This is a genomic window from Paraburkholderia adhaesiva (assembly GCF_021390575.1).
In the GTDB taxonomy this organism is placed as follows: Bacteria; Pseudomonadota; Gammaproteobacteria; order Burkholderiales; family Burkholderiaceae; genus Paraburkholderia; species Paraburkholderia adhaesiva.
On the sequence record NZ_JAJEJQ010000001.1, the window covers coordinates 401,713 to 428,359 of the forward strand.

A 26,647-nucleotide genomic window follows, 5' to 3' on the forward strand; every position below is an offset into this window, starting at 1 on the left:
GGCGCGTCGGAGTGTGAATTGCAGAGGCGGTCCTCGGTTCGAGGGCCGCCTTTTGTTTTTTCGGGCGATGCGGCGGGATCGGGCGCCGGGCGGTGTGAAGCCGGTACACGCGTTCGCTCAACTTCATACATAACGAAGTCTGGATGTGAATTTCCCAATATATGAGCAGCACATTCACATATTGGAGATCGCGAAAAAACCGACCTACAATCAAAACCAACCGGCGGGCACTGCCTCGACATCGAGCGCAGCCCGCCGGAGCCCAGACAAAGACCGGTCCGCCGCGCACCTCAGTTCGCACGGCTGGCCGCACAAGATCCGGAGACATTGCCATGTTCCAGCCTGCCACGCACGCTGCATTGCCACGGCTATCCAGAGGCGCTCTCGTGCGCCGTCGCGCCGGCTGAACGCGTCTCCTCCCGTTAGCAACCCTTCTTCGCTCATTCATCGCCAACGCCATGACCAAAGCGATGTCCTCGACGCTTACGGCGAGTCCGCCCGCCGACGCAGCCGACACGGCACCCGATGCCGCGTCCGCCAGGCCCACTACACCGAAGTCCCGCGCCGCCGCGGGCGAAATCGGCACGAGGGGCACGCTGCCTGACGCGATGGCCCAGCAAACCGGCACGCAGACCCTGCTGCGCGGTCTCGCCATTCTCGAAGCCGCTGCGGCAGGCGTGCGCGACCTGCGCTCGTTCGGCGCCGTGCTCGGCACGACACGAAGCACGACGCACCGCCTCGTCTCCAGCCTCGTGCAGGCACGCTATCTTCGTCAGGTACAGGGCGGCTACTTGCTCGGTCCGAAGCTGATCGAACTCGGCACCATCGCGCTCGAACAGATGCCGCTCACTGCGGTCGCGCACGCGCACCTTGTGACGCTCGCCGATGAGACGCTCGACACGATCCACCTCGGCGTGCGCGACGGCGATGATGTGCTGTACATCGACAAAATCCCCGGCCAGCGCGGGCTCGAAATGCGTTCGCGCGTCGGCCACCGGATGCCGCTCGCGTCGACGGGCATTGGCAAGGCGATGATGCTCGACCTGGCGCCCCAGTCTTGGCGCGACCTGTTCGACGCGTCGCGCCGCGCGCTCGCGGGAGTGAGCTTCCGCCCCGACCACAGTCTCGACGATGACACGTTCATGAGGCGCATGGCGAACTACGCGGCTGGCGGCTACACGTTCGATCTTGAGGAAAACGAAATGTCTATCCGATGCGTGGCCGCGCCGGTGCGCGACGCATCGGGTGCGATCGTCGCTGCGCTATCGGTGGCGAGCACGATCCCGTATATGCCGCTCGAACGCATGGACGAGCTGATCCCGGTCGTGCAACGCGAGGCGCGGGCGATCTCGCTGGAACTCGGCTGGCGCGCGCCGCAGCCGGCCACGCGCAGGATCCGCAGATGAAAGCTCACAACAAGAGCAGAGCGGCGCACACGGGGACGCGAACGGAGAAGCGCACGCACGAGCCGCAAGGCGCACCGGGCGCGGACATCGCGAAGCACGCGGCGCTGCTCGCGCTCGACTGGGGCACGACCTCGCTGCGAGCGTATCTGTTCGACGCGGCGGGCGAAGTGCTCGCGACACGCGTTTCGACGGCCGGAATCATGAATCTGCCGGTGCCGGCAGCGGAGGGCGGATTCGAGGCGGCGTTCGACGAAGCCTGCGCCGTCTGGCTCGCGGAGTCGCCCGCGTTGCCGGTGCTCGCAGCAGGCATGGTGGGCAGCGCGCAGGGATGGGTGCAGGCGCCGTATGTCGAGACGCCGGCCAGCGCTGAGGCGCTCGTCGAGGGCATTGTTCGCGTGCGCACGACGAGCGGCGTCACCGTGTGCGTCGTGCCGGGCGTGCTGGAACCGGGTGCGCTGCCGAACGTGATGCGCGGCGAGGAATCTCAGGTGTTTGGCGCACTTTACGGGGCATCGCGTAACGGGGTGGCAGCGCAACCCGACACCGCGCGCTCCGCGCTGATCGGTTTGCCGGGCACCCACGCGAAATGGGTGGTTGTGGAGGGCGGCCAGATCGCGCGCTTCTACACGTTCATGACGGGCGAGGTGTACGCGGCGCTCATGGCGCACACGATTCTCGGCCGCACGATGAAGCGGCCCGCCGAGCCGGACACGCAGGCGTTCCTGCGAGGTGTGTCCGTGGCGCGCGAGCACGGTTGCGCGGGCCTGCTCGCGACCGCGTTCAGCGCACGCACGCTGGGCCTTACGGGGCAGCTCGCACCCGATGAACAGCCCGACTATCTATCGGGCGTCGTGATCGGCCACGAACTCGCCGGGCTCGAAGCAGCGCTGGCGCGGCGCGACGTGGCGCTTGCAGCGTGCGCGCCGCCGCTGATCGGCAACGATGCATTGTGCGAGCGCTATCGGCTCGCGCTCGAACAGTTCGGGTGCAACGGGGCGCGTCTCGTGCATCGGGCAACCGAACGCGGGCTGTGGCACATCGCGGTGCTGGCTGGGCTTGTCGCACCGCGTTGAACGTCAGCCAAAAAAACGCATGGCGAACGACAGGAACACGATATGGATGCCGAACTAAACCTGCCAACTCCCTACACGCCCCACGCGGGCTTCGTCGCCGCGTTCGTCGCGTGCCGGATGATCGCGATCATGCGCGGCATCACGCCTGCCGAAGCCGCCGATCATGGCCGCGCGCTCTACGAGGCGGGCTTTCGTATCATTGAAGTGCCGCTGAATTCGCCCGATCCGCTCGACAGCATCGCGGCGCTGCGCGCGGCGCTGCCCGCCGACGTGATGATCGGCGCGGGCACGGTGCTCACGCCCGAACGCGTGCGCGACGTGAAGGACGCAGGCGGCGCACTGATCGTGATGCCGCACGCCGACACCGACGTCGTGGCTGCTGCGAAGCGCAAGGGCCTGGCGTGCGTGCCCGGCGTCGCCACGCCGACCGAAGCCTTTGCCGCGCTGAAGCACGGTGCCGACGCGCTCAAGATGTTTCCCGCAGAACAACTCGGCCCGGCCGTAACGAAGGCCTGGCGCGCGGTGATTCCGCCTGTCGTGCCGTTGTTGCCGGTGGGCGGTGTGAAGCCCGACAACATGGGGCCTCAGCTTGCGGCGGGCGCGAGTGGGTTCGGGCTCGGCTCAGCGCTTTACAAGCCCGGACAGGACGTCGCTGCGACGCGCGCCAATGCGCTCGCATTCATTGCCGGCTGGCGCGCCGTGCTTGGCGCGGAGAAAGGAGAGCCTGCGTGAATCGCCTCGCGGGCAAGGTCGCCATCGTGACAGGCGCTGGACGCGGTATCGGCGCGGCGATCGCGCGCGCGTTCGCTGCCGAGGGCGCGATGGTCGCGCTCGCGGAACTCGATGGCGAAACTGCGCGCACGACAGCACGCGAAATCGCACAGCAATTCGGCGATGCAGCGAAAGCGCTCGCGCTTCAGGCCGACGTCACGCAGTCCGCCTCGATGCGGGCGGCAGTGGAAGAAACGGAGCGCGTCTTCGGTCCCGTCGACGTGCTCGTGAACAACGCCGGCATCAACGTGTTCGCCGATCCGCTCACGATGACCGACGACGACTGGCGTCGCTGCTTCGCCGTCGATCTCGACGGTGTCTGGAACGGTTGCCGTGCGGTGCTGCCGGGTATGGTCGCGCGCGGCGCGGGCAGCATCGTGAATATCGCCTCGACGCACGCGTTCCAGATCATTCCCGGCTGCTTTCCGTATCCGGTCGCGAAGCACGGTGTGATCGGCCTCACTCGCGCGCTCGGTGTCGAATACGCCGCGAAGAACGTGCGCGTGAACGCCATTGCGCCAGGCTACATCGAGACGCAGTTGACACGCGACTGGTGGGACGCTTATCCGGACCCGGAAGCCGCCCGTGCACACACGCTCGCGCTTTCGCCGATGAAGCGCATCGGTCGACCGGAGGAGGTGGCGATGACGGCGGTGTTCCTCGCCTCGGACGAGGCCCCGTTCATCAACGCGAGCTGCATCACGATCGACGGAGGCCGCACGGCGCTGTATCACGATTGAACGAAAGTACAGGAAACCGCGCGATGCGCTAGCCGCGCGTATCGACGGCAAGAAAAATAATGAGCGGCCGACCCTCCCCGTGAACGAAGAAGACAGGAGACACACCATGCAACGACGCATCTTTCTGACGTTGATGGCCGCAGCGGTGACGGCGAGTGCCGCGCTGGGTGGCGCGTCCATCGCGCAGGCCGCGGATCAGGTGAAGATCGGCTTTCTCGTGAAGCAGCCTGAAGAACCGTGGTTCCAGGACGAGTGGAAATTCGCCGAAATTGCCGCGAAAGAAAAGGGTTTTACGCTGGTGAAGATCGGTGCGCCGTCCGGTGAAAAGGTGATGAGCGCGATCGACAACCTCGCCGCGCAAAAGGCTCAAGGCTTCATTATCTGCACGCCGGACGTGAAGCTCGGGCCGGGCATCGTCGCCAAGGCGAAGGCCGACAACCTCAAGCTCATGACCGTGGACGACCGTCTCGTCGACGGGTCGGGCAAGCCGATCGAGTCGGTGCCGCACATGGGCATTTCGGCGTACAACATCGGCAAGCAGGTGGGTGAAGGCATCGCCGCGGAGATCAAGAAGCGTGGCTGGGACATGAAGGACGTCGGCGCGATCGACGTGACCTACGAGCAACTGCCGACCGCACACGACCGCACGACAGGCGCGACCGATGCGCTTGTCGCCGCGGGCTTCCCGAAGGCGAACATCATCGCCGCGCCGCAAGCGAAGACCGATACGGAAAACGCCTTCAATGCCGCGAACATCGCGCTCACGAAGAACCCGCAGTACAAGCACTGGGTCGCCTATGGCCTGAACGACGAAGCCGTGCTCGGCGCCGTGCGCGCTGCGGAAGGCCGCGGCTTCAAGGCCGACAACATGGTCGGCATCGGCATCGGCGGCGCGGACTCGGCGCTCAACGAGTTCAAGAAGCCCGAGCCGACTGGCTTCTTCGGTACCGTGATCATCAGCCCGAAGCGCCACGGCGAGGAAACCTCGGCGCTGATGTACACGTGGATCACGCAAGGCAAGGAGCCGCCGAAGCTCACGCTGACCTCCGGCATGCTCGCCACGCGCGACAACGTGAGCCAGGTGCGGGAGCAAATGGGCCTCGCGGCGAAGTGAGGGCTTGAATCGGGCAGGTGAGTCGGACGTTTCCCGTCGCTTGTGGCCGACGCGCGTCGAATCAGGCGCGCCGGTCACGAAGCGGCGTATCGAACGAGAGGAAACCGAAGTGCCAGCAACGCTGCGTTTCGAGAATATCGGCAAGGTGTTTCCGGGCGTGCGCGCGCTCGACGGCGTTTCATTGGACGTTCAAACGGGCCGCGTGCATGGCCTGATGGGCGAGAACGGCGCCGGAAAATCGACGTTGCTCAAGATACTCGGCGGCGAGTATCAGCCGGACTCGGGCCGCATCCTGATGGACGGCAACGAGGTGCATTTTCACGATGCTGCGTCGTCGATCGGCGCGGGCATCGCCGTGATTCACCAGGAACTTCAGTACGTGCCGGATCTCACCGTCGCGGAAAATCTGCTGCTCGGTGCGCTGCCGAATTCGTTTGGTTGGGTGCGCGGCAACGCTGCGCGCAGGTTCGTGCGCGAACGGCTCGCCGCGATGGGCGTCGATCTCGATCCGACTGCGAAGCTGCGCAAGCTCTCCATCGCGCAGCGGCAAATGGTGGAAATCTGCAAGGCGCTGTTGCGCAACGCGCGCGTGATCGCGCTCGACGAACCGACCAGCTCGCTTTCGCTGCGCGAAACCGAAGTGCTGTTCAAGCTCGTGCGCGAACTGCGTGCGGACCACCGCGCGCTCATTTACATCTCGCACCGCATGGACGAGGTGTACGAGTTGTGCGACTCGTGCACGATCTTCCGCGACGGCCGCAAGGTGGCGTCGCACGAGACGCTCGGCGGTGTGAGGCGCGAGACCCTCGTCGCCGAAATGGTCGGGCGCGAGATCAGCGACATCTACAACTACACGCCGCGCGAGCATCGCGACGTGCGCCTCTCGGTGCGCGGCGTGCTCGGGCATCCGCTCGCCGAACCCGCGAGCTTCGACGTGAAGGGCGGTGAGATCGTCGGCTTTTTCGGGCTTGTGGGCGCGGGGCGCAGCGAGCTGATGCAGCTCGTCTATGGCGCGCGAAAGCGCCAGGCCGGCGAGATCGTGCTCGACGGCAAAACTGTGCGAGTAAGGAGCGCGGCTGATGCGATTCGCCATGGCATCGTGCTGTGTCCCGAAGACCGCAAGGAGCAGGGCATAGTCGCGATGGCCTCGGTGTCGGAGAACATCAACATCAGCTGCCGGCGCCACTTCCTGCACGCGGGCATGTTCCTCGATCGCAAGAAGGAAGCCGAAACCGCCGACCGCTTCATCAAGCTCCTGAAGATCAGGACGCCGAGCCGCCGGCAGAAAATCCGCTTCCTTTCGGGCGGAAACCAGCAGAAGGCGATCCTGTCGCGCTGGCTCGCGGAGCCGGACCTCACGGTGGTGATTCTCGATGAGCCGACGCGCGGTATCGACGTCGGCGCGAAACACGAAATCTACAACGTGATCTATCAGCTCGCGGCGCGCGGTTGCGCGATCGTGATGGTGTCATCGGAGTTGCCCGAGGTGCTGGGCGTGTCGGACCGCATCGTCGTGATGCGTGAAGGCCGCATCTCGGGTGAATTGTCGCGCAGCGCGGCGAGCGAACACGCGGTGCTCGACCTGGCGCTGCCGCAGCGCACAGCGGCACGGGCCGCATGAGTGGACGGCGAGGAGTGACTGACATGCCCGCAAGAGAAAACCTGGCGGCCGACGCAGCCGACACAACGAAGCGCGTCGCACAAACCGCCGTCGATGCCCTGATCCCGAAGACCAGTGACAGGCAGAAGTGGTGGCAGCAGATCACCGAATACAGCCTGATCGTGATCTTCGTGATCATGTTCATCGTGATGTCGCTCTCGGTCGACCACTTCTTCTCGATCGAGAACATGCTCGGGCTCGCGCTGTCCGTATCGCAGATCGGCATGGTCGCGTGCACGATGATGTTCTGTCTCGCGTCGCGCGATTTCGATCTTTCCGTCGGCTCCATCGTTGCGTTCGCGGGCGTGCTCTGCGCGATGGTGCTCAACGCCACGAACAGCACCGTTATCGCGATCGTCGCCGCGGTGGCGGCGGGTGCCGCGATCGGTTTCGTGAACGGCGCCGTTATCGCTTATCTTCGGATCAACGCGCTGATCACGACGCTCGCCACGATGGAAATCGTGCGCGGACTCGGCTTCATCGTCTCGCATGGGCAGGCCGTGGGTGTGTCGTCGGATACGTTCATCGCGCTTGGCGTGATGTCGATCTTCGGCGTGTCACTGCCGATCTGGATCACGCTGATCTGCTTCATCACGTTCGGCGTGATGCTCAATCACACGGTGTACGGGCGCAATACGCTCGCGATCGGCGGCAATCCGGAGGCGTCGCGCCTTGCCGGTATCCACGTTGAACGCACGCGTGTGTGGATCTTCCTGATCCAGGGCGCGGTGACTGCCCTCGCAGGCGTGATTCTCGCGTCGCGTATCACCTCGGGGCAGCCGAATGCGGCCCAGGGCTTCGAACTGAACGTGATTTCCGCGTGCGTGCTCGGCGGTGTCTCGCTGCTCGGCGGGCGCGCGACGATCTCCGGTGTGGTGATCGGCGTGCTGATCATGGGCACGGTCGAGAACGTGATGAACCTGCTCAACATCGACGCGTTTTATCAATACCTCGTGCGCGGCGCGATCCTGCTCGCAGCGGTGCTGCTCGACCAGTTGAAGAACCGCGGCGCACGCGATTGACCGTCAAGGAGGTGGAATGATGACATCTCAAGACAACGCCCCAACGCAAGAGAATTACGCGCGCTATCCGAGTCTCGTCGATCGCGTCGTGCTGATCACGGGCGGCGCGACCGGCATCGGCGCGTCGTTCGTCGAGCACTTCGTCGCGCAGGGCGCGCGCGTGGGCTTTCTCGACATCGACACGAGCGCGGGCCTTGTGTTGACCGATTCGCTGGCTGATTCGCCAGGCGGGCCTGGTCAGCCCCCGCGCCACAAGCCTATGTTCGTGACCTGCGATCTCACCGACATCGGCGCGCTGCGTGCTGCCGTCGCCGATGTAAAGGCCGCGCTCGGCCCGATCGAGGTGCTCGTAAACAACGCGGCGAACGACCGCCGGCACGGGCTTGCCGACATCACGCCCGAATCGTTCGACGAAGGCATCGCAGTGAACGTGCGGCATCAGTTGTTCGCGGCGCAGGCGGTGATGGCGGACATGAAGGCTGCAGGAGCGGGGTCGATCATCAATCTCGGTTCGGTCAGCTGGATGATCAAGGACAGAAATCTTCAGGTGTACTTGATGAGCAAGTCGGCCGTGCAAGGTCTGACGCGCGGGCTCGCGAAGGAGCTCGGCGCGTATGGCATCCGCGTGAATACGCTCGTGCCGGGCTGGGTGATGACCGACAAGCAGCGCCGCCTGTGGCTCAACGACGAGGGCCGCGAGTCGATCAAGCGTAACCAGTGCATCGACGCGGAACTGCTTCCCGCCGATCTCGCGCGCATGGCACTTTTCCTCGCGGCGGACGACAGCCGCATGATTACTTCAAAGGACATCGTGGTGGACGGAGGCTGGGTATGAATACAAACGACAACACGACAGCCACGCTGCTGATCGATGCGAAGAACCAGCTCGGCGAGGGCGTAACGTGGTGCGCGCGCACCGGCCGCCTCTACTGGACCGACATCGAAGGCGCGAGCCTGTCGCGCTACGACCCGCGCGACGGCTCTCATCGCACGTGGCCGATGCCGGAGCGCCTCGGCTGCTTCTCGCTTTGCGAGGATGAGAACACGCTGGTGCTGGGTCTTGCGAAGCGGCTTGCGTTCTTCGATCTCGCGACGGGCGAAATCGAGCCGATCGTCGATGTCGAGCCCGGTGTGACGACACGCGTGAATGATGGACGCTGCGACCGGCAGGGTCGCTTCGTGTTCGGCACGATGGACGATACCAGGCCGCGACAGCGAGTCGGCGGCTTCTACCGGCTCAATCACGATTTGACTCTGGAGCGTCTTCCGCTACCCGTGCCCGCCATTTCGAACAGCATCGCGTTCAGTCCGGACGGCACGACGATGTACTTCTGCGATACGCCGACGCGCGAGATCCGCGCCTGCGACTACGGCGCCGACGGAAATATTGCGAACGATCGTTTGTTTGTTCGATTCACAGACGCCACCGGCACGCCGGACGGTTCGACCGTCGACGCCGATGGCGGTCTCTGGAACGCGCACTGGGGTGGCGCGTGCGTGGTGCGCTACAGCGCAGACGGCGTCGAGACGATGCGGGTAAACATTCCCACGGCACAACCTAGCTGCGTTACGCTCGGCGGTGCGCATCTCGGCACGCTCTACGTGACGAGCGCACGCGACGAACTCGACGCAGACGCGCTCTCGCGCGACACACACGCTGGAGGCGTGTTTACCGCGCCGGCAGGGCATGCCGGCCTTCCCGAGCCGCTCTTTCTGGGTGGTCGGCGGCGCGGCTGAGAACGGGCGGGGCGTCGTTCTGACGCCCGGCTCGCGCCGCGATTCGAGCGCAATCGACCCAGCGAGCTTCACAGGTAGAAGGATTGGCGTTGCAGTACGGCAACAGTTGCAGTCGGTCAGTCATCCGAAATCGGCATTGCCAGTACGAGTACCAGGCGAGTACGTAAGTAGCGCGAACACAAGAAGCGGTGGCCAGCACGTAGTCCGTGCGCACAGACAGGCCACCTGACTGTATGTGGGCCGCCTTTGACGGCGGCAACAATCCATGCCTCTCGAGGAGCATCTTATGAACGTCGCGAATTCCGCACAGCGTCAACCCGTTCGTCCGGCCGGCGCGCCGGCTGCCGCGCGCCGCGCGCGCCTCGAAGCCGCCACCCATCCGGTTCTGCCCGGGCCCAGCACGTCGGCTGTCGCCATCGGCGCGGCCGCGGCGGACGACGTTGCCTGCGTGACGCTCGCGAACGCATATCTGAGGCTCGACGTCGCGCCCCAGCTGGGCGGCGGCATCACACGTTTCGACTGGCGCAGCGAAGGCGCGCTGGAGCCGGTGTTCCGCCGCTGCGAGCACGTAAGCGCATGCATGGACCCGAACGAACTCGCCTGCTATCCGCTCGTGCCGTATTCGAACCGCATCGCGGAGGGACGCTTCCATTTCGGCGGACGAGATATCGAAGTGCCGTGCAACCGTGAGGGCGAGCCGCTGCCGATCCACGGCGACGGCTGGCTCGCGCCGTGGCAGGTCGAGGAGTCCGGACGTGAGCGTGTGCGGCTCGTGCTCGACCACAGCGACGGAGAACCGTACGCCTACCGTGCGGCGATCACCTACATGCTGGACGGCGCGACGCTCGTGATGGCACTCGAAGTCGAGAACACCGGGCGCGAACCGATGCCGTTCGGGCTCGGCGTGCATCCGTTTCTCGCGCGCGATTCGAGCACCGAACTCTCCGCCCCCGCGAGCGGCCTGTGGCTTTCGGGCGAGGACTGGCTGCCGGTGCGGCACGTGCCTGCCCCGCCCGCGTGGCAGTTCGGCGTGGCGTATCCGCTTCCCGACAAGCTCGTGAATCACGCGTTCAGCGGCTGGAGCGGACGCGCGTCGGTGGCGTCGGAACGTCGGCGGCTGTCGCTGTCGATCTGCGCGGACACGGACTACTACGTGCTCTATACCCCGCCTGGGCAGGACTTCTTTTGTTTCGAGCCCGTCGATCATCCGATCAACGCTGTGAATCTCTCGGGCGGCGGCGGGGCGCATGGTATGACCGTGCTCGCGTGCGGCGAGCGGCTCACCCGACAGTTCAGTTTCTCGGTTGAGCGCCTCGACGTGCGCACGCCGGCCAAGCCGCGTCGCGCGGCCGCACCGCGTGGCCGGACCGGCACGTCGCGAGGCAGCAAGGCCGTGCGTTCGCGTCAGGAAGTGCGGTAAAGCCGCGCTCGAGTGCTGCACGCTCGCTGCTCGCGATGGAGGGCTCGCGGTCGCGCGGTGGGCGGCCGGATTGGACCCGATCGATATCGTAGTTGCGCAGCGCAGCCCGGACGGCTGTCCGGGCGCGGTGCTGCAGCACGACAGAGATGCTGGTTTTCTACGTGGGGCCGCTGTTCGGCCTGCCGTCTCAATCTCCGATGCCGCATCGGCGCTCACTGGACTGTCTCGTGAGGCTCGACCAGCTTGCCGCAGCGCCGCTGCAACGCACTCCGCAAAGTGCCCCGGGTCATCGCTCGCGAGGTGCCGGCCCAAGGCCGGGTAAAATACGCGCCGTTTCAAGTCAACGGCTCGCCTCGAGATATCCATCATGACCACGTTCACCCAAACCCTCGACGCCGCCTGGCAGCGCACCGGTTCGCTGCTATGCGTCGGCCTCGATCCCGAGCCCACGAAATTTCCGGCCGCGCTTGCGGGCCGTAGCGACGCGATCTTCGCGTTCTGCAAAGACATCGTCGATGCAACGGCGCCCTATGCGTGCTCGTTCAAGCCGCAGATCGCCTACTTCGCCGCGCATCGCGCGGAAGACCAGCTCGAAGCGCTGATCGCGCACATTCACGAAAAGCATCCCGGCCTGCCGGTGATCCTCGACGCGAAGCGCGGCGACATCGGCAGCACCGCCGAACAGTACGCGCGCGAAGCATTCGAGCGCTACCAGGCAGACGCCGTGACGGTGAACCCGTACATGGGCTTCGATTCGATCGAACCGTATCTCGCGCACGCGGGCAAGGGCGTGATCGTGCTGTGCCGCACCTCGAACCCCGGCGGTTCGGACCTGCAGTTCCTGACGACCAACGGCAAGCCGCTTTACCAGTTCGTCGCGGGCCTCGCGGCCCAGAAGTGGAACGCGAGCGGCCAGCTTGGTCTCGTGGTCGGCGCGACGTTCCCGAAGGAGATCGAGGTGGTGCGCGCGATCGTCGGCGACATGCCGCTCCTGATTCCGGGCATCGGCGCGCAGGGCGGCGACGTTGAAGCGACCGTGCGTGCGGGCCGCACTGACGCGGGCACTGGCATGCTGATCAACTCGTCGCGTGCGATTCTCTACGCGAGCAAGGGCGACGACTACGCGCAAGCGGCTGCAACGGCCGCGAAGGACACGCGCGACCGGATCAACGCGTACCGGTAACCGCATCGGGCCGTGGCGCCGTTCTGGCGCCGGCCATGGCCCGTTCAGCCCTTTCTCGCTACCGCCGCAGGTTTGCCGAGCAACTCGATGATCGCGCGATGCAGCGGATACTTCTGCGCGAGCGCTTCGGCGTCGGCGATCTCGAACTCGCTGAACTCGAAGCCCGGTGCAACGGTGCACCCCACCAGCGCATAAGTCGACGGATCGCAGCAGCGCGCTGCGAACCAGTGACCCGCGGGCACGACAGCCTGGAACACTGTGCCGGGATGGTCGAGCGCATGGCCGAGCTTGCGCGTGGAGAGGACGCCGCGCTCGTCGATCGAGTGGATCTCGAGCGGCGAGCCCGCGTAGAAGTGCCAGAGTTCGTCGGAGCGGATGCGGTGCCACGCCGAGAAGGCGCCTTCGGCAAGCAGAAAATAGATTGCGGTTGATGACGTGCGTGTGCCGTCGCTTGCCGGGGCGCCGTCGCGGCGCACGAGATCGTCCGCGCGATAGGTTTCGCTGTAATAGCCGCCCTCGGGATGCGGTTCCAGTCCGAAGCGGCGGATCAGTTCGTCGACTGCGGTGTTCGCGGTAGCCATGGTGGCGGTCTCCTGTCGGCCGGATTTAGCGCTTCAGCGCTTAAGCCGGCCCCATCCAGAGCGGCCGACCCGGAGTTAGCGTTTTAGCACTTACGCCGGCTCCATGCTGAGCAGTCGACCCGGAGCTGACACTTCAGCACTCACTCCGGCCCCATGCGGAACAACCTCCCGGCACACCGTGCCGGCTCAGTGTTCCTGTTCGTCGAGCAAGGCGAGCAGCCCGCGCAGCGCGTGCACGGCGGCCTGCACGCGGATCTGTTCGCGGTCGCCCTTGAAGACCAGCGTCTCGACAGTCGTGTGCAGCCGGTTACTCCAGCCGAACGACACCATTCCGACCGGCTTTTCGGGCGACCCGCCGCCAGGCCCTGCCACGCCCGTAATCGACAGCGAAACCTGCGCCCGGCTGTTGCGCAGTGCGCCTTCGGCCATCTCGCGGGCGACCGGTTCGCTGACCGCGCCAAATTTATCGATCATCTCGGGCGGCACGCCGATCATTTCGCTTTTCGCGAGATTCGAATAGGTGACAAAGCCGCGTTCGAACCAGCCGCTGCTGCCGGAGATATCGGTGATGGCGGTGGCGACCATGCCGCCCGTGCAGGATTCGGCGGTGGCGAGCATCAGACGCCCGTCGCGCAGCTTGTTGCCGACGCGAATGGCGAGTTGGTGGACGACGGAATCGGTAGGCATGGCGGAAAGTCCGTTGGGCGTAGGTGCGCGGCGGGTTTCAGGATTCAGACCGACATGCGCCAGAGCGCGATCACGAGCAGCGTGAAGAATGCGGCGACGAGGTCGTCGAGCATGATGCCGAAGCCGCCCTTGAAGCGGCGGTCGAGGTGGCGGATGGGCGGCGGTTTCACGATGTCGAAGAAACGGAACACGATGAAAGCCCCGAGCTGCCCGGTGAAATTGACGGGTGTGACCATCAGCATGACGAGCCAGAATGCGACGATTTCGTCCCAGACGATCGCGGACGGGTCGTCGGCGCGCAGCTTTTTCGCCGTGAAGTCGGTGATCGCGATGCCGGCGAAGTAGCCCACGACGATCAGAAGCCCCCAGCCAGGCACGGTCAGATAGCGGCTCAGCACCTCGAACGACGCCCACGCGAACAACGTGCCGGCAGTGCCTGGCGCGATGCGCGACAGCCCCGAGCCAAAGCCGAGCGAGATGAGGTGGAACGGATGCGTCAGCATGAACTGGGCGTCAACGCGGCGCGGGCCCGCGGCGACGGACGCGCCCGGCGTTGATACACCCGGGGCACTCGACGTGGCCGCTGCAGCAGGGTGCCCGGGCAGGTCGTTGGCAGGCGTCGGCGTGGGGTCAGTCTGCATGGAAATGATCGAAGCCTTGCAACGTCAGGTTGAGCGGCGCGCCGGTTCCGTCATGCCACGCGATGCCCGGCTTCGCGCGCGCCGGATCGGCCGGGTCGAGGGGAGTTATTGTACCGATGCGCGTCGCGCGTACGCCCGCGTGTTGTGCGGCCGCCTCGACGGCGTTGCGGGCGCCGGGCGTCGCGGTAAAGCACAGTTCGTAGTCGTCGCCACCCGCAAGCGAGCACTGACGCTGCACGGCCAACGGCAGGCGCGCGAGCGCCGCCGAGCGCGGTAGCGCATCGACGTCGACGCGCGCGCCCACGTTCGAGCGCTCGAGGATATGCAGCAGATCACCGGCGAGGCCGTCCGACACGTCGAGCGCCGCGCGCGCCACGCCGCGCAGCGCAAGGCCGAGCGCGATGCGCGGCTCGGGCCGCTCCAGCGCGCGGCGGAACACGGCGGCGTCGGCCGCATCGGTCTGCCACTCGCCACGTAACACGCCAAGTCCCGCACGTGCGTCGCCCGGTGTGCCGGACACCCAGATGTCGTCGCCGGGCTGCGCGGCATCGCGCCGGAGCGCGGTTTCCTGCGGCACCGACCCGAACACCGTCACACAGAGATTGAGCGGCCCCGCGGTCGTGTCGCCGCCGATCAGCTCGCAGCCGAAGCGGTCGGCGAGTTCGAAGAGGCCCGCGCTGAACGCCGCGAGCCAGTCCTCGCGCGGTTTCGGCAATGAAAACGCAAGCGTGAAGCCGAGCGGCGCGGCGCCCATTGCCGCGAGGTCGGAGAGATTCACGGCGAGCGTCTTGTGGCCGAGCGCATTCGGATCGACGTCGGGCAAAAAGTGGCGGCCCTCGACGAGCATGTCCGTCGATATGGCCAGCATTTCACCGACAGGCGGCGCGATCAGCGCGCAGTCGTCGCCGATGCCGAGCGCGGCGCGGCGCGTGTTCGCGCGGGCGCGGCTGGCGAAAAAACGGTCGATCAGGGAAAACTCGGAAAGCATGTCGAAAGAACTATGGCAAAGGGCATACGGGCGTCGTGGAGCGCCTGCGCCAGCGTGGGATTTCATCCATTTCTGTCACGGCATCCGTGCCCAAACCGTTAGGAATCGGGCAGAAGAATGGGGCTACAATGGTTTCGACTTGCCATTCTAATCTGCCCTCGACATTCGCCCGCCATGCAAGATTCCGCCACGAACAAGCTCCGCGAAGCCGCACTCGATTACCACGAGTTTCCCACCCCCGGGAAGATTGCGATCGCACCGACCAAGCAGATGATCAACCAGCGCGACCTCTCGCTCGCGTACTCGCCGGGCGTGGCATTCGCGTGCGAGGCGATCGTCGAGGATCCGCTGAATGCTGCGCGTTTCACGGCGCGCAGCAATCTCGTCGGCGTCGTGACGAACGGTACGGCGGTGCTCGGCCTCGGCAACATCGGGCCGCTCGCGTCGAAGCCGGTCATGGAGGGCAAGGCGGTGCTCTTCAAGAAGTTCGCGGGCATCGACGTGTTCGACATCGAACTCAACGAATCGGACCCGCACAAGCTCGTCGAGGTGATTGCGGCGCTCGAACCCACGTTCGGCGGCATTAATCTCGAAGACATCAAGGCGCCGGACTGTTTCATCGTCGAGCGCGAGTGCCGCAAGCGCATGAAGATTCCCGCTTTCCACGACGACCAGCACGGCACCGCCATTGTCGTCGCCGCGGCGGTCACGAACGGGCTGAAGGTTGTCGGCAAGAGCATCAAGGAAGTGAAGCTCGTGGCTTCGGGCGCGGGCGCCGCGGCGCTTGCCTGCCTCGACCTGCTCGTCGATCTGGGCCTGCCGATGGGGAACATCATCGTCACCGACCTCGCGGGCGTGGTCTACAAGGGCCGCACGGAACTGATGGATCCGGACAAGGAACGCTTCGCGCGTGAAACAGATGCGCGCACGCTCGCGGAAGTGATCGACGGCGCGGACATTTTCCTCGGCCTCTCGGCGGGCGGTGTGCTCAAGCAGGACATGGTCAAGCAGATGGCCGCAAAGCCGCTGATCCTCGCGCTTGCGAACCCGACGCCCGAAATCCTGCCCGCACTCGCGCTCGAAGTGCGCCCGGACGCCGTGCTCGCCACCGGCCGCACCGATTATCCGAATCAGGTGAACAACGTGCTGTGCTTCCCGTTCATCTTCCGCGGCGCGCTCGACGTAGGCGCGACGACGGTGACGCGGGAAATGGAAATCGCGGCGGTGAACGCCATCGCCGAACTCGCGCGCCAGGAGCAGAGCGACGTCGTCGCCACCGCTTACGGCATCCAGGACCTGCAGTTCGGCCCGGAGTACCTGATTCCTAAACCCTTCGATCCGCGTCTGATCGTCAAGATCGCACCGGCCGTTGCCAAGGCGGCGATGGATTCGGGCGTCGCGACACGTCCGATCGAGGACATGGACGCCTACGAGCAACACCTGCAGCATTTCGTGTATCACAGCGGCACGACCATGAAGCCGATCTTCCAGATCGCGCGCGCGGTCGAGCCCGAGAAGAAGCGCATCGTTTTTGCCGAGGGCGAAGAGGAGCGCGTCCTGCGCGCCGTGCAGATCGTCGTCGACGAAAAGCTCGCGAAGCCCATCCTGATCGGCCGTCCGAACGTGATCGAGCATCGCATGGCGCGCTTCGGCCTGCGTCTCGTCGCGGGGCAGGATTACACGGTCGTCAATACCGACCACGACGAGCGCTACTGGGACTTCTGGCAGACCTACGCGAAGCTGATGGCGCGCAAGGGCATTACGCCGCAAATGGCGAAGCTCGAAATGCGCCGGCGCACCACGCTGATCGGCTCGATGCTCGTGAGGAAGGGCGAGGCCGACGGCATGATCTGCGGCACGATCAGCACGACGCATCGCCATCTGCACTTCATCGATCAGGTGATCGGCAAGAAGGACGGCTGCAGCGTCTACGGGGCGATGAACGCGCTGGTGCTGCCGAACCGCCAGATCTTTATCGTCGACACGCATGTCAACATCGATCCGACGCCCGCGCAACTCGCCGAGATCACGATCATGGCCGCCGAGGAAGTGCGCCGCTTCGGCATCGAGCCGAAGATCGCGCTTTGCTCGCACTCGAATTTCGGATCGAGCCTCGCGCCGTCCGCGCAGAAGATGCGCGATCTGCTCGAAATCCTGAAGGAACGCGCGCCCGACCTGCAGGTGGATGGCGAAATGCACGGCGATGTTGCGCTCGACGCGACCCTGCGCCGCGAAATCCTGCCGGATTCGACGCTGGAAGGCGAAGCGAACCTGCTCGTCATGCCGAATATCGACGCGGCGAATATCTCGTACAACCTGCTCAAGACCGCGGCGGGCAACAACATCGCGATTGGCCCGATCCTGCTCGGCGCGGCGAAGCCGGTGCATGTGCTGACGGCTTCGGCCACGGTGCGCCGCATCGTCAACATGGCTGCGTTGCTCGTCGCAGATGTGAACGCGTCGCGTTAATAAGCGGCGTGGGGCCAGCAATCGTGCCCCTCGGAAACTGGCGCACCCGCAACAGGTGCGCCAGTTTGCGAATCGAACTGTCGTCTGATGAGGCAATTGCCCTGCCACGGGTGCGCCGGCGCCTGCCTGCGGTCGTTCGCCCGGCACCAATCGCGTGCCATCCAGATCGATGTCGTCCCATCTGTCGTGTGGCGAAGCGGTTGTAATTTTTACCGCTTTACGGCTTGTGCGCGATCAATGAGCCCGTGCCCCAGCCTGGCGAACGTTGCTTCTGGGGTGCTTTAGCGCTACCCTTACAGTTTTCACGGTCGTCGAACGCAGCAACCGATTAGCGGGAATCTGGTAGATGGCACGCATGGGGCTGCTAGTCCTCGAAAATGCGCTGGAATCTGCGCTGGAACCTGATCCGGAATCTGGGCTGAGAACCGGACTGGGGTCAGGGCGAAAAACCGGGCAAAAACCAGGGCATGAACGCAACGCGGTGAGAGTACCCGCTACCCTGAACCTTTGTTTTGGCAGCATTCGCCGGGTGGCGACGGTCGCGGCACTGGTTGTTGCGGCAACGTTTGCGACGGGCGGGCTCGAGTCCGCTCAGGCGCGAAGCACCCCTTCCGACGATGTCCCGGCCAACATCGGCACGATAGCGGTCGGCCAGTTGCCGACCGAAGCGGTCAATACGCTTGGTCTCATTGCGACAGGCGGTCCTTACCCGTTTGAAAAGGATGGCGTCGTGTTCGGCAATTTCGAGCGGGCGCTGCCATACCACCGGCGCGGCTATTACCACGAGTACACGGTGCCGACGCCTCGCGCGCACAACCGCGGCGCACGGCGCATCGTCTGCGGCGGGCCACTGCGACAGACCGACGACTGTTACTACTCCGACGACCATTACGCCAGTTTTAAGCGAATTGTTGAATGACACCGGGAAGAGCGGCATGAGCGATAACATCTACGCGCACGACCCGCGGGTCGCGAGCGATCCGTTCGCGTCCGGAGAGGGCAACCTGTTCCAGCGAGTCATGCAGATGAAGCACGGCGAGCAGAGTGAAGCGGCGCGCGGCGAAGGCGGCGCGCTTTCAGAGAACGAGGGGGGCATGAGCCTGTTCGCGACTGTCCGGCCGAACATCGTCCAGTCGATCCGCGCGTTTCGCGTGCAGGATCTCCATGACGAGGCGCAGGCTCTACAGCAGCATTTCCTTTACGCCTTCTGCGCAAACGCCAAAAGCAAGCAGGAAGTGCTCGAAACCATCGCGTTGTCGTTCCTGTTTCCGAAGCACTTTGGCAAGAACTACGACGGGTTGTACGACTGCCTCACCGATCTGGTGCAGAAAGCGGGCGAGCAGCCGGGTTTTGTTGTCGTCCTCGAAGGCTTGCCGATCGCACAGAAGTTCGACAAGGACGGGCGCGAGACGCTGCTCGACGTGTTCCGCGAAGCCTCCGAATACTGGGCCGAGCGCAAAGTACCGTTCCGCGTCTTTTATTCGTTCGCCTGACGCGCGTCCTCAGTAGTCCGTCGGAACAGTCGCTTTCACGCGACAGATCCGCACAGGCCCGCCCAATGGCGGGCCTTGTCATTTTTACCAGCCGCGCCAGCGCGCAGCCAGTGCTGCAAGGACCGCAATGCCGGCCGTTTCGGTCCGCAGGACGCGCGGTCCGAGTCCCACCGGAATGAAGCCGTGGCTTTCGGCGGCCGCTTCTTCCGCCGAGGAAAATCCGCCTTCCGGCCCCACCAGCACGGTCACCTCGCCTTTGGGCGGATCGCCCGGCAGTGTCGCGAACGAGGCGTTCGCGCGCGGCGAAAGGATCACGCGCAGTTCACCTTCCGCGGGCGTTTTCGGCATGGCGCCGAGCCAGGTTCCGATCTCGCGCGACGGCGCGACGTCCGGCAGACGGTTGCGCCCGCATTGTTCGCACGCCGATTGAACGATGCGCTGCCAGTGTGTCTGGCGCCGCTGGGCGCGTTCGCCCGAAAGGCGCACGACGCTGCGCGACGTGGTGAGCGGCACGAAGCTCGTCGCGCCCAGCTCGACAGCCTTTTCGATCAGCCAGTCCATCTTGTCGCTGCCGGCAATGCCCTGCGCGAGCGTGAGCCGGTATGGCGGCTCGGCTTCGACGTCGCGGAACGAGTCGATGCGCACTGTCGTGTCGCGGCGTTCCATTTCGACGATTTCGGCGCTGTATTCGCCGCCGGTGCCGTTGAAGAGAACGATCGTGTCGCCGGGCTGCAGGCGCAATACCTGGACGTGTCGCGTGACCTGGTCGGGCAGTGGGACGACATCGCCGGGTTGTAGAGGATTACCGACAAAAAAGCGGGGCATAAGACAGGTTTTCATTGCTTCATTACAGGTTGCGAGCAAGCGCCCAGCGGTAGCCGTCGAGGTCTTCGACCTGTGCGAAACGGTCTCCCCAGAACTGGTCTTGTGGCTCGCTCAGCGATTTCGCGCCGGCTTCGAGCGCCCGCGCATAGACCGAATCGACATTGTCGACGTAAAGGTAAAAGGACTGTGGGGCCGTTGTCCCCGCGCTCTTCGGCGTGTGTGCCGTCGAGCCAAATGCACCTTCCGGCGCAAACATCACGATCAACTGATCGTGATAAGTCATCTCCACGTGCATCACCGCCCCGTCGTCTTCCACGCAATCTCGCACGACAAATCCGAACGCCGCCTCGAAGAAGGCCATCGTGGCGCGAGCGTCGCGTACCGTCAGATACGGCGTGAGCCACGGCACACCGGCGGGGCGGGATGGGGACATCAGGTCTCTCCAGTGTTCGCAGTTTTGATGGAGGGGGCGAGACGGTGGAAGCAGAAAAATTCGCTCAACACGCCAATAGTGCAACGCGGTGCCATGTTGTGCGCGCTACGGATCCACGAATCGACCCGGTTTGTTGCGTATCGACAGTGCCGTTGCGAAGAGCGCTGCGTGCAGGTCGGCGTCGTAAAGGCGCAACCCGCCAATCCCGCGTTCGTCGAGCCTTGCGCGCAGTGTGGCCGCATCGATCGCAACAGGGTCTAGCCGGTCGCTCGCGATCGCCATCAACCATAACGACCCGTAAAGCGGTACGTAGGCGGCAAGCGGCCGCACCACGGCAAACGAGGCACGCAGGCCATCGAGCAGCGCACCGACGCGCGACGCGTGGTGCCACGGCGAGCCGAGATGCAGCGAGATCAGCGCATCGTCGGTCATGACGCGCTTGAGTCGGGCATAGAAGTCCGGCGTGTAGAGGCCTGCTGCGGGTGAATCAGGCGGGGTCAAATCGAATACGACGAGGTCGAAGCGTTCCTGCGCACGCGCGACGAACGCCGCGGCGTCGCCGATCACCAGTTGCACGCGCGGATCGTCGAATGCCGAACCTCGCACCTGCGGCAGGTAGTCGCCGGTCAGTCGCACGACGTCGGGATCCAGCTCGGCGACGACAATGCGCTCGATCCCACGATGTCCGAGCAGCTGGCGCGCCGCACCCCCGTCGCCGCCGCCCAGCACAAGTGCCGCGCGCGGGGCCGGATGCGTAAGCGCGGCCGGGTGCGTCATGCACTCGTGGTAGATGAATTCGTCGCCGGCGGATGTCATCGGGCGGCCGTCGAGCGTGAACAGGCAACCAAGCTGCGGCGTGTTCCAGACCTCAATGCGCTGCCATGCCGAATCGACACAGGCAAGGCGGTGCGCGCCGGGGAAGCCGTATACGGCGTCGGCGGCGGGGTGGAAAAGCAGCGGGGTATTCACGGATTCGGGCGCGCCGGATTGTGCGGCGGCGCTGTCTGAAAAATAGGCAACGGCCGCATTATACGGGGATGTACACGGCGGTTGGGTCACGCTGTTTCGGGGTTTACGCGCGAAAAAACGCGGCGTGCGACGCGCGTAGGGCTGCGCATTTTGAGGGCGCATACGCGATGGTCTCGCGCAGCCGAAATCCGCGATGTGGTGCCACATCCACTTACCGGCTGACGCCGCCGGGCGGGGACCGCGTGATGCGCTGCGCGCGGGTAGCGGGGCCATGACGCTGCGGTCCTGCGGTGAGGCTTCTGCGTCCCGAAAACGCGTGGGCCGTCCCTCTGTCAGCCAGGGATAATCCGCACGATCTGCTAGAATGTTACGCTTTGCAGCCCATTCCGTTTGCTCTGGCCTCTCGCGTCTCCCGGCGCCCGCCTCGTGCGCCGGAGCAGTTGTTGGCAGACCTTCCGGATCCCCGCGCTGTGGTGCGCGAACGTCGCGCACGCCGCTATTTGCCCTCGTTCCCCGGACTCGACATGACGACCCCGTCCTCCGCCTCCCCCGCTACCATCAAGTTGATGGCCAACGCGATCCGCGCACTGTCCATGGACGCCGTCCAGCAAGCGAATTCCGGCCACCCCGGCATGCCGATGGGCATGGCCGAGATCGCCGTCGCGCTGTGGTCGCGCCATCTGCGCCACAACCCGTCGAATCCGCACTGGAGTGACCGCGATCGCTTCGTGCTGTCGAACGGCCATGGCTCGATGCTGCTGTACTCGCTGCTGCATCTGACCGGCTACGACCTGCCGATCGAAGAGCTGAAGAACTTCCGTCAACTGCACTCGAAGACGCCGGGCCACCCGGAATACGGCATCACGGCCGGCGTCGAGACGACCACGGGCCCGCTCGGCCAAGGTCTGGCGAACGCGGTTGGCATGGCGCTCGCCGAAGCGCTTCTCGCCGCCGAGTTCAACAAGGCTGACGCCAAGATCGTCGATCACCACACCTACGTGTTCCTCGGCGACGGCTGCCTGATGGAAGGCATCTCGCACGAAGCCTGCTCGCTGGCCGGCACGCTCAAGCTGAACAAGCTGATCGCGCTCTACGACGACAACGGCATCTCGATCGACGGCGATGTCGTGAACTGGTTCCACGACGACACGCCCAAGCGCTTCGAAGCGTACGGCTGGAATGTGGTCCCGCATGTCGACGGCCATGACGTCGATGCGGTCGACGCCGCTATCCAGAAGGCGAAGGCTTCGGACAAGCCGACGCTGATCTGCTGCAAGACGATCATCGGCAAGGGCGCGCCCACGAAGCAGGGCGGCCACGACGTGCACGGCGCGGCGCTCGGCGCGGATGAAATCGCGAAGTGGCGCGCTGCGTCGGACTGGAAGTGGGAGCCGTTCGTGGTGCCCCAGGAAGTCTACGCAGACTGGAGCGGCAAAGCTGCCGGTGCGAAGTTCGAAGCGGCCTGGAACGAGTCGTTCGCGGCGTACAAGTCGAAATATCCGGCTGAAGCGGTCGAATTCGAACGTCGTATGGCTGGCAAGCTGCCCGCCGACTGGGCGCAGAAGGCCGCCGAAATCATCGCCGGCGCCGACGCGCGCAAGGAAACCGTCGCGACCCGCAAGGCTTCGCAACAGGCCATCGAAGGTCTCGCTGCCGTGCTGCCCGAACTGCTCGGCGGCTCGGCCGACCTGACCGGTTCGAACCTCACCAACTGGAAGGCTTCGAAGCCCGTCCGCGCGGGCGAGCACGGCATCCAGTGGGGCAACCACGTCAACTACGGCGTGCGCGAGTTCGGCATGAGCGCTGCGCTCAACGGCATCACGCTGCACGGCGGCTACAAGGCGTTCGGCGGCACGTTCCTCACGTTCTCGGACTACAGCCGCAACGCGCTGCGCGTCGCCGCGCTGATGAAGTGCCCGTCGATCTTCGTGTTCACGCACGACTCGATCGGCCTCGGCGAAGATGGCCCCACGCACCAGTCGATCGAACACGTATCGAGCCTGCGCCTGATCCCGAACATGACGCTCTGGCGTCCGGCCGACACCGTCGAAACGGCGGTGGCCTGGACCCAGTCGATCGAGCATCACGGCCCGTCGACTCTTGTGTTCAGCCGTCAGAATCTGGCGTACAGCGAGCGCACGGACGCGCAGATCGCGAACATCGCGAAGGGCGGCTACGTGCTGCGCGACTGGAACGACGACATCCCCGGCCGCAAGATCATCCTGATCGCGACGGGCTCGGAAGTCGAACTGGCGCTCAAGGCCGTCGAGCCGCTGCAGCGCGAGGGTATTGGCGCTCGCGTGGTTTCGATGCCGTCGACCAACGTGTTCGACAAGCAGGACGCCGACTATCGCGAACGCGTGCTGCCGAAGGGCGTGCGCCGCGTTGCGATCGAAGCGGGCGTGACCGACTTCTGGCGCAAGTACGTCGGCCTTGAAGGCGGCGTGGTCGGCATCGACACGTTCGGCGAATCGGCGCCGGCCGGCGTGCTGTTCAAGCACTTCGGCTTCACGGTCGAGCACATCGTCGCGACGGTGAAGGCCGCACTCGACAACTAAGCATGCTCGACGGGTTCGCCACGCGCGAACCCGTTGCCGTGTGCGCAGCGTGAAATGCCCCAGCGCAGACGCACCGGTACAAGATCTTTTCAGCCACCAGGAGATAAATCATGACCATTCGCGTCGCCATCAACGGCTATGGCCGCATCGGCCGTAACACGCTGCGCGCGTTCTACGAGAACGGCAAGAAGCACGACATCCAGATCGTTGCGATCAACGACCTGGGTGATGCGAAGACCAACGCACATCTGACGCAATACGACACGGCTCACGGCAAGTTCCCGGGCGAAGTCTCGGTGGACGGTGACTACCTCGTCGTCAACGGCGACCGTATTCGCGTGCTGGCGAACCGCAACCCGGCCGAACTGCCGTGGGGTGAGCTGGGCGTCGACGTCGTGTTCGAATGCACGGGCTTCTTCACGACCAAGGAAAAGGCGAGCGCGCACCTGAAGGGTGGCGCGAAGAAGGTCATCATCTCGGCGCCGGGCGGTAAGGACGTCGACGCGACGATCGTCTACGGCGTGAACCACAACGTTCTGAAGGCATCGGACACGGTCATCTCGAACGCATCGTGCACGACGAACTGCCTGGCACCGATGGTCAAGCCGCTGAACGACAAGATCGGTCTGGAAACGGGTCTGATGACCACGATCCACGCGTACACGAACGACCAGGTTCTGACCGACGTGTACCACGAAGACCTGCGCCGCGCGCGCTCGGCCACGATGAGCCAGATCCCGACGAAGACGGGCGCTGCTGCCGCAGTCGGCCTCGTGCTGCCGGAACTGAATGGCAAGCTCGACGGCTACGCCATGCGCGTCCCGACGATCAACGTGTCGGTCGTCGACCTGTCGTTCATCGCCAAGCGCGACACGACGGTTGAAGAAGTCAACGCGATCATGAAGGAAGCGTCGGAAAGCGCAGAGCTCAAGGGCATCCTCGGCTACAACACGGCGCCGCTGGTTTCGATCGACTTCAACCACAACCCGGCTTCGTCGACGTTCGACGCCACGCTGACCAAGGTTTCGGGCCGTCTCGTCAAGGTGTCGAGCTGGTACGACAACGAGTGGGGCTTCTCGAACCGTATGCTGGACACGGCTGTCGCGCTCGCGAACGCCAAGTAAGCACGCGCAGTTCCGCACAAAAAACCGCCCCTAGGGGCGGTTTTTTTTCGGCTGATTCGAGTCACAGCACCCGGCACACAGCAAAACGCCACGGCGTTTCAGGCCGTGGCGTTTGCATGCTGGTACGGCGCGCCGCGCGCTGACGTCAGTGCTTGCGGTGCGGGCAGTTTTCCTTCGTGCACCCGCCGTAGAGCGCGAGCGCGTGTTCCTGCAGCTTGAAGCCGCGCTCCGCGGCGATCGCCTGCTGGCGTTTTTCGATTTCGGGGTCGAAGAACTCCTCGACGCGCCCGCAGTCGAGGCAGACGAGGTGGTCGTGATGGCTGCCCTCGTTCAGTTCGAAGACTGCCTTGCCCGATTCGAAGTTGCTGCGCGTGAGCAGTCCGGCTTGCTCGAACTGCGTGAGCACGCGGTAGACGGTTGCAAGCCCGATGTCGAGTTCCTCATTGAGCAGGTTGCGATAGACGTCTTCAGCGGTGAGGTGACGCACCGGGCTGTGTTGGAAAATTTCCAGGATCTTGAGTCTAGGCAGAGTTGCCTTGAGCCCGATATTCTTGAGATCGGCTGGATTGGTCATGACGAGTAGTCCCTGGAGTACAATGCTGGGTTCTAATGTTAATGCGGTTTGCTGTTCCGGTCATCTTTGGCACAAATTTGGCAGATTCGTCGGCAGTTTCGATAGTCAATAGACATAGTTATTCGACAGTAGGCGCGGCTTCGCGACAAGCCCGCACGGTGAGGCAAATGATTCCAGAATCCAAAACGATCGGTCGGGGCGGCCGTCTTTCGAGCGCCCTGGCATGCGCCCTGCTGGCCGCAGCAGCACTTTCGGGGCTTTCCGGCTGCTCGACTTACGACAGCCTCACGCAGCGCGTCGCACAGAAGATTACGCCGTACCGGATCACGATCGTCCAGGGCAACTTCGTGTCCAAGGAGGCCGCGGCCCAGATGCATGTGGGCATGTCGCGCGCCGAGGTGCGCCAGCTGCTCGGCACGCCGCTCCTGACGGACATGTTCCACGACAACCGCTGGGACTACGTCTTCTATTTCAAGCGCGGCTCGACCGCGGTGGTCCAGCAGCGTGACTTCATCGTGATGTTCGAAGGCGACCGTGTCGCGAGCTGGTCCGGCGGCGACGACCTGCCTTCGAACCTGGAACTGCTTGCCGAAATCGACGGTGACCGCTCAGGCAAGAAGCACGCCACCGCGCCCGCGTCGCCGGCCGTTGCCGCGGCGGCTGCCTCGGAGGCCGCTGCAGCTGCCGTCGGTCCGACTGTCCCCGATACCGCGCGCACGCCGTCGTCGGATCTCGGCACCGCCACGTCCGCACTGCCGCTCGACGCCAACGCGCAAGCCGCTGCCGCTGCGAACCGCGCCACGGACGCGGTGCAGATGCCGGCCAGGGTGACGCCGTCGGTGCGTGCGAACGCGCCGCTGTCGAATGCGCTGCCGCCGAACGGGGGCACGATGCCGTCGCAGGTTCAGCTCCAGCGCAAGCCGCAGCCGCAGGTCCAGGGCTTCGAGTCGAACCCCGTCGGTCCGACCACGGGCGCGCAGGGCACCGGCAACACGAATACGCAGCCGCCGGCACCGAGCGAACCGCTCACGGCGCCGCCTGCTATGCCGGCCTCCGGAACGGGCGACTGATCGGGTTGTCCGTTAGCGATACAAGGTGAAGCGCGCCGGTTGGGCTGCGCTTACCTTCTTGTCGGCGGCTTCGGGCCGCCGTGTTTTTTTCGCAGTGCCGGTTTCAGTG

Annotated in this window: 25 protein-coding genes; 17 read left to right on the forward strand and 8 right to left on the reverse strand. The window is 65.0% G+C overall.

What is annotated here, in order from left to right; translation table 11 throughout:
* Positions 1-458: 458 nt before the first annotated feature.
* The 11 genes from L0U80_RS01895 (at position 459) to pyrF (ending at position 12,126) form a co-directional block, all read left to right on the forward strand.
* Positions 459-1,406 (forward strand): IclR family transcriptional regulator, encoded by a 948-nt coding sequence (locus L0U80_RS01895; protein ID WP_373322082.1) that lies wholly within the window; start codon positions 459-461, stop codon positions 1,404-1,406.
* Positions 1,403-2,479 carry a 2-dehydro-3-deoxygalactonokinase gene (locus L0U80_RS01900; protein ID WP_233862179.1) on the forward strand — a complete coding sequence of 359 codons (1,077 nt, stop codon included), beginning with the start codon at positions 1,403-1,405 and terminating at the stop codon, positions 2,477-2,479. The genes L0U80_RS01895 and L0U80_RS01900 overlap by 4 nt, the downstream gene beginning before the upstream one ends.
* Positions 2,480-2,521: 42 nt before the next feature.
* Positions 2,522-3,211, forward strand: a complete 690-nt coding sequence (locus tag L0U80_RS01905) for a 2-dehydro-3-deoxy-6-phosphogalactonate aldolase (RefSeq protein WP_233862180.1) — start codon at positions 2,522-2,524, stop codon at positions 3,209-3,211.
* The gene (locus tag L0U80_RS01910) at positions 3,208-3,990 is read left to right on the forward strand and encodes an SDR family oxidoreductase (protein WP_233862181.1); all 783 of its coding nucleotides are present in this window, start codon (positions 3,208-3,210) and stop codon (positions 3,988-3,990) included. Before L0U80_RS01905 ends, L0U80_RS01910 begins: the two co-directional genes overlap by 4 nt.
* Before the next feature lie 106 nt (positions 3,991-4,096).
* Positions 4,097-5,104: an arabinose ABC transporter substrate-binding protein gene (locus L0U80_RS01915; protein ID WP_233862182.1), complete on the forward strand. Its 1,008-nt coding sequence runs from the start codon at positions 4,097-4,099 to the stop codon at positions 5,102-5,104.
* A 109-nt stretch (positions 5,105-5,213) separates the two neighbouring features.
* Positions 5,214-6,725: an L-arabinose ABC transporter ATP-binding protein AraG gene (gene araG / locus L0U80_RS01920; RefSeq protein ID WP_233862183.1), complete on the forward strand. Its 1,512-nt coding sequence runs from the start codon at positions 5,214-5,216 to the stop codon at positions 6,723-6,725.
* 23 nt (positions 6,726-6,748) lie between these two features.
* Positions 6,749-7,786, forward strand: coding sequence for an L-arabinose ABC transporter permease AraH (gene araH / locus L0U80_RS01925; RefSeq protein ID WP_233862184.1), 1,038 nt, complete (start codon positions 6,749-6,751; stop codon positions 7,784-7,786).
* Positions 7,787-7,802: 16 nt separating this feature from the next.
* The gene (locus L0U80_RS01930; protein WP_373322083.1) at positions 7,803-8,621 is read left to right on the forward strand and encodes an SDR family NAD(P)-dependent oxidoreductase; all 819 of its coding nucleotides are present in this window, start codon (positions 7,803-7,805) and stop codon (positions 8,619-8,621) included.
* On the forward strand, positions 8,618-9,523 hold the full coding sequence (locus L0U80_RS01935) for an SMP-30/gluconolactonase/LRE family protein (RefSeq protein ID WP_233862185.1): 906 nt from the start codon (positions 8,618-8,620) through the stop codon (positions 9,521-9,523). Before L0U80_RS01930 ends, L0U80_RS01935 begins: the two co-directional genes overlap by 4 nt.
* A gap of 286 nt (positions 9,524-9,809) precedes the next feature.
* The gene (locus L0U80_RS01940; protein ID WP_233862186.1) at positions 9,810-10,943 is read left to right on the forward strand and encodes an aldose 1-epimerase; all 1,134 of its coding nucleotides are present in this window, start codon (positions 9,810-9,812) and stop codon (positions 10,941-10,943) included.
* 367 nt (positions 10,944-11,310) lie between these two features.
* Positions 11,311-12,126, forward strand: coding sequence for an orotidine-5'-phosphate decarboxylase (gene pyrF / locus L0U80_RS01945; protein ID WP_233862187.1), 816 nt, complete (start codon positions 11,311-11,313; stop codon positions 12,124-12,126).
* Positions 12,127-12,170: 44 nt separating this feature from the next.
* Here pyrF and L0U80_RS01950 read toward each other — a convergent pair whose 3' ends face one another.
* From L0U80_RS01950 to thiL, 4 genes are all read right to left on the reverse strand, one after another.
* On the reverse strand, positions 12,171-12,707 hold the full coding sequence (locus L0U80_RS01950) for a cupin domain-containing protein (RefSeq protein WP_233862188.1): 537 nt from the start codon (positions 12,705-12,707) through the stop codon (positions 12,171-12,173).
* Between the two features lie 186 nt (positions 12,708-12,893).
* Positions 12,894-13,394, reverse strand: coding sequence for a CinA family protein (locus L0U80_RS01955; protein ID WP_233862189.1), 501 nt, complete (start codon positions 13,392-13,394; stop codon positions 12,894-12,896).
* Between the two features lie 44 nt (positions 13,395-13,438).
* Positions 13,439-14,035, reverse strand: coding sequence for a phosphatidylglycerophosphatase A family protein (locus tag L0U80_RS01960; protein ID WP_233862191.1), 597 nt, complete (start codon positions 14,033-14,035; stop codon positions 13,439-13,441).
* The gene (gene thiL, locus L0U80_RS01965; protein WP_233862193.1) at positions 14,025-15,023 is read right to left on the reverse strand and encodes a thiamine-phosphate kinase; all 999 of its coding nucleotides are present in this window, start codon (positions 15,021-15,023) and stop codon (positions 14,025-14,027) included. The genes L0U80_RS01960 and thiL overlap by 11 nt, the downstream gene beginning before the upstream one ends.
* A gap of 174 nt (positions 15,024-15,197) precedes the next feature.
* Between thiL and L0U80_RS01970 the strand changes: the two genes are divergently transcribed.
* From L0U80_RS01970 to L0U80_RS01980, 3 genes are all read left to right on the forward strand, one after another.
* Positions 15,198-17,492: an NADP-dependent malic enzyme gene (locus L0U80_RS01970; RefSeq protein ID WP_233862194.1), complete on the forward strand. Its 2,295-nt coding sequence runs from the start codon at positions 15,198-15,200 to the stop codon at positions 17,490-17,492.
* A gap of 529 nt (positions 17,493-18,021) precedes the next feature.
* Positions 18,022-18,411, forward strand: a complete 390-nt coding sequence (locus tag L0U80_RS01975) for a ribonuclease (RefSeq protein ID WP_373322177.1) — start codon at positions 18,022-18,024, stop codon at positions 18,409-18,411.
* 16 nt (positions 18,412-18,427) lie between these two features.
* A complete protein-coding gene (locus L0U80_RS01980; RefSeq protein ID WP_233862195.1) occupies positions 18,428-18,985 on the forward strand; it encodes a barstar family protein in 558 nt (185 codons plus the stop codon).
* A gap of 84 nt (positions 18,986-19,069) precedes the next feature.
* On the opposite strand, the gene L0U80_RS01985 is transcribed toward L0U80_RS01980, so the two are convergent.
* The 3 genes from L0U80_RS01985 to speE all read right to left on the reverse strand — a co-directional run bounded on the left by L0U80_RS01985 (position 19,070) and on the right by speE (position 21,212).
* A complete protein-coding gene (locus L0U80_RS01985; RefSeq protein WP_233865578.1) occupies positions 19,070-19,810 on the reverse strand; it encodes a 16S rRNA (uracil(1498)-N(3))-methyltransferase in 741 nt (246 codons plus the stop codon).
* Positions 19,811-19,832: 22 nt separating this feature from the next.
* Positions 19,833-20,243 (reverse strand): VOC family protein, encoded by a 411-nt coding sequence (locus tag L0U80_RS01990; protein WP_233862196.1) that lies wholly within the window; start codon positions 20,241-20,243, stop codon positions 19,833-19,835.
* A gap of 105 nt (positions 20,244-20,348) precedes the next feature.
* Positions 20,349-21,212 (reverse strand): polyamine aminopropyltransferase, encoded by an 864-nt coding sequence (speE, locus tag L0U80_RS01995; RefSeq protein ID WP_233862197.1) that lies wholly within the window; start codon positions 21,210-21,212, stop codon positions 20,349-20,351.
* A gap of 524 nt (positions 21,213-21,736) precedes the next feature.
* Between speE and tkt the strand changes: the two genes are divergently transcribed.
* Together tkt and gap are read left to right on the forward strand one after the other, a co-directional pair.
* Positions 21,737-23,770: a transketolase gene (gene tkt, locus L0U80_RS02000; RefSeq protein WP_233862198.1), complete on the forward strand. Its 2,034-nt coding sequence runs from the start codon at positions 21,737-21,739 to the stop codon at positions 23,768-23,770.
* A 110-nt stretch (positions 23,771-23,880) separates the two neighbouring features.
* On the forward strand, positions 23,881-24,894 hold the full coding sequence (gene gap, locus L0U80_RS02005) for a type I glyceraldehyde-3-phosphate dehydrogenase (protein ID WP_233862199.1): 1,014 nt from the start codon (positions 23,881-23,883) through the stop codon (positions 24,892-24,894).
* A gap of 145 nt (positions 24,895-25,039) precedes the next feature.
* On the opposite strand, the gene fur is transcribed toward gap, so the two are convergent.
* The gene (gene fur, locus L0U80_RS02010; protein ID WP_124153704.1) at positions 25,040-25,468 is read right to left on the reverse strand and encodes a ferric iron uptake transcriptional regulator; all 429 of its coding nucleotides are present in this window, start codon (positions 25,466-25,468) and stop codon (positions 25,040-25,042) included.
* A gap of 167 nt (positions 25,469-25,635) precedes the next feature.
* On the opposite strand from fur, the gene L0U80_RS02015 reads away from it, so the two are divergent.
* Positions 25,636-26,538, forward strand: a complete 903-nt coding sequence (locus L0U80_RS02015) for an outer membrane protein assembly factor BamE (RefSeq protein WP_233862200.1) — start codon at positions 25,636-25,638, stop codon at positions 26,536-26,538.
* Positions 26,539-26,647: the final 109 nt, after the last annotated feature.

Bases quoted from the DNA above. Each gene is read 5' to 3' on its own strand.
- L0U80_RS01895 (WP_373322082.1), top strand. From the start codon at position 459: ATGACCAAAGCGATGTCCTCGACGCTTACGGCGAGTCCGCCCGCCGAC.
- L0U80_RS01900 (WP_233862179.1), top strand. From the start codon at position 1,403: ATGAAAGCTCACAACAAGAGCAGAGCGGCGCACACGGGGACGCGAACG.
- L0U80_RS01905 (WP_233862180.1), top strand. From the start codon at position 2,522: ATGGATGCCGAACTAAACCTGCCAACTCCCTACACGCCCCACGCGGGC.
- L0U80_RS01915 (WP_233862182.1), top strand. From the start codon at position 4,097: ATGCAACGACGCATCTTTCTGACGTTGATGGCCGCAGCGGTGACGGCG.
- araH (WP_233862184.1), top strand. From the start codon at position 6,749: ATGCCCGCAAGAGAAAACCTGGCGGCCGACGCAGCCGACACAACGAAG.
- L0U80_RS01930 (WP_373322083.1), top strand. From the start codon at position 7,803: ATGATGACATCTCAAGACAACGCCCCAACGCAAGAGAATTACGCGCGC.
- L0U80_RS01935 (WP_233862185.1), top strand. From the start codon at position 8,618: ATGAATACAAACGACAACACGACAGCCACGCTGCTGATCGATGCGAAG.
- L0U80_RS01940 (WP_233862186.1), top strand. From the start codon at position 9,810: ATGAACGTCGCGAATTCCGCACAGCGTCAACCCGTTCGTCCGGCCGGC.
- pyrF (WP_233862187.1), top strand. From the start codon at position 11,311: ATGACCACGTTCACCCAAACCCTCGACGCCGCCTGGCAGCGCACCGGT.
- L0U80_RS01950 (WP_233862188.1), bottom strand. From the start codon at position 12,707: ATGGCTACCGCGAACACCGCAGTCGACGAACTGATCCGCCGCTTCGGA.
- L0U80_RS01955 (WP_233862189.1), bottom strand. From the start codon at position 13,394: ATGCCTACCGATTCCGTCGTCCACCAACTCGCCATTCGCGTCGGCAAC.
- L0U80_RS01960 (WP_233862191.1), bottom strand. From the start codon at position 14,035: ATGCAGACTGACCCCACGCCGACGCCTGCCAACGACCTGCCCGGGCAC.
- thiL (WP_233862193.1), bottom strand. From the start codon at position 15,023: ATGCTTTCCGAGTTTTCCCTGATCGACCGTTTTTTCGCCAGCCGCGCC.
- L0U80_RS01970 (WP_233862194.1), top strand. From the start codon at position 15,198: ATGCAAGATTCCGCCACGAACAAGCTCCGCGAAGCCGCACTCGATTAC.
- L0U80_RS01980 (WP_233862195.1), top strand. From the start codon at position 18,428: ATGAGCGATAACATCTACGCGCACGACCCGCGGGTCGCGAGCGATCCG.
- L0U80_RS01985 (WP_233865578.1), bottom strand. From the start codon at position 19,810: ATGCCCCGCTTTTTTGTCGGTAATCCTCTACAACCCGGCGATGTCGTC.
- L0U80_RS01990 (WP_233862196.1), bottom strand. From the start codon at position 20,243: ATGTCCCCATCCCGCCCCGCCGGTGTGCCGTGGCTCACGCCGTATCTG.
- tkt (WP_233862198.1), top strand. From the start codon at position 21,737: ATGACGACCCCGTCCTCCGCCTCCCCCGCTACCATCAAGTTGATGGCC.
- gap (WP_233862199.1), top strand. From the start codon at position 23,881: ATGACCATTCGCGTCGCCATCAACGGCTATGGCCGCATCGGCCGTAAC.
- fur (WP_124153704.1), bottom strand. From the start codon at position 25,468: ATGACCAATCCAGCCGATCTCAAGAATATCGGGCTCAAGGCAACTCTG.
- L0U80_RS02015 (WP_233862200.1), top strand. From the start codon at position 25,636: ATGATTCCAGAATCCAAAACGATCGGTCGGGGCGGCCGTCTTTCGAGC.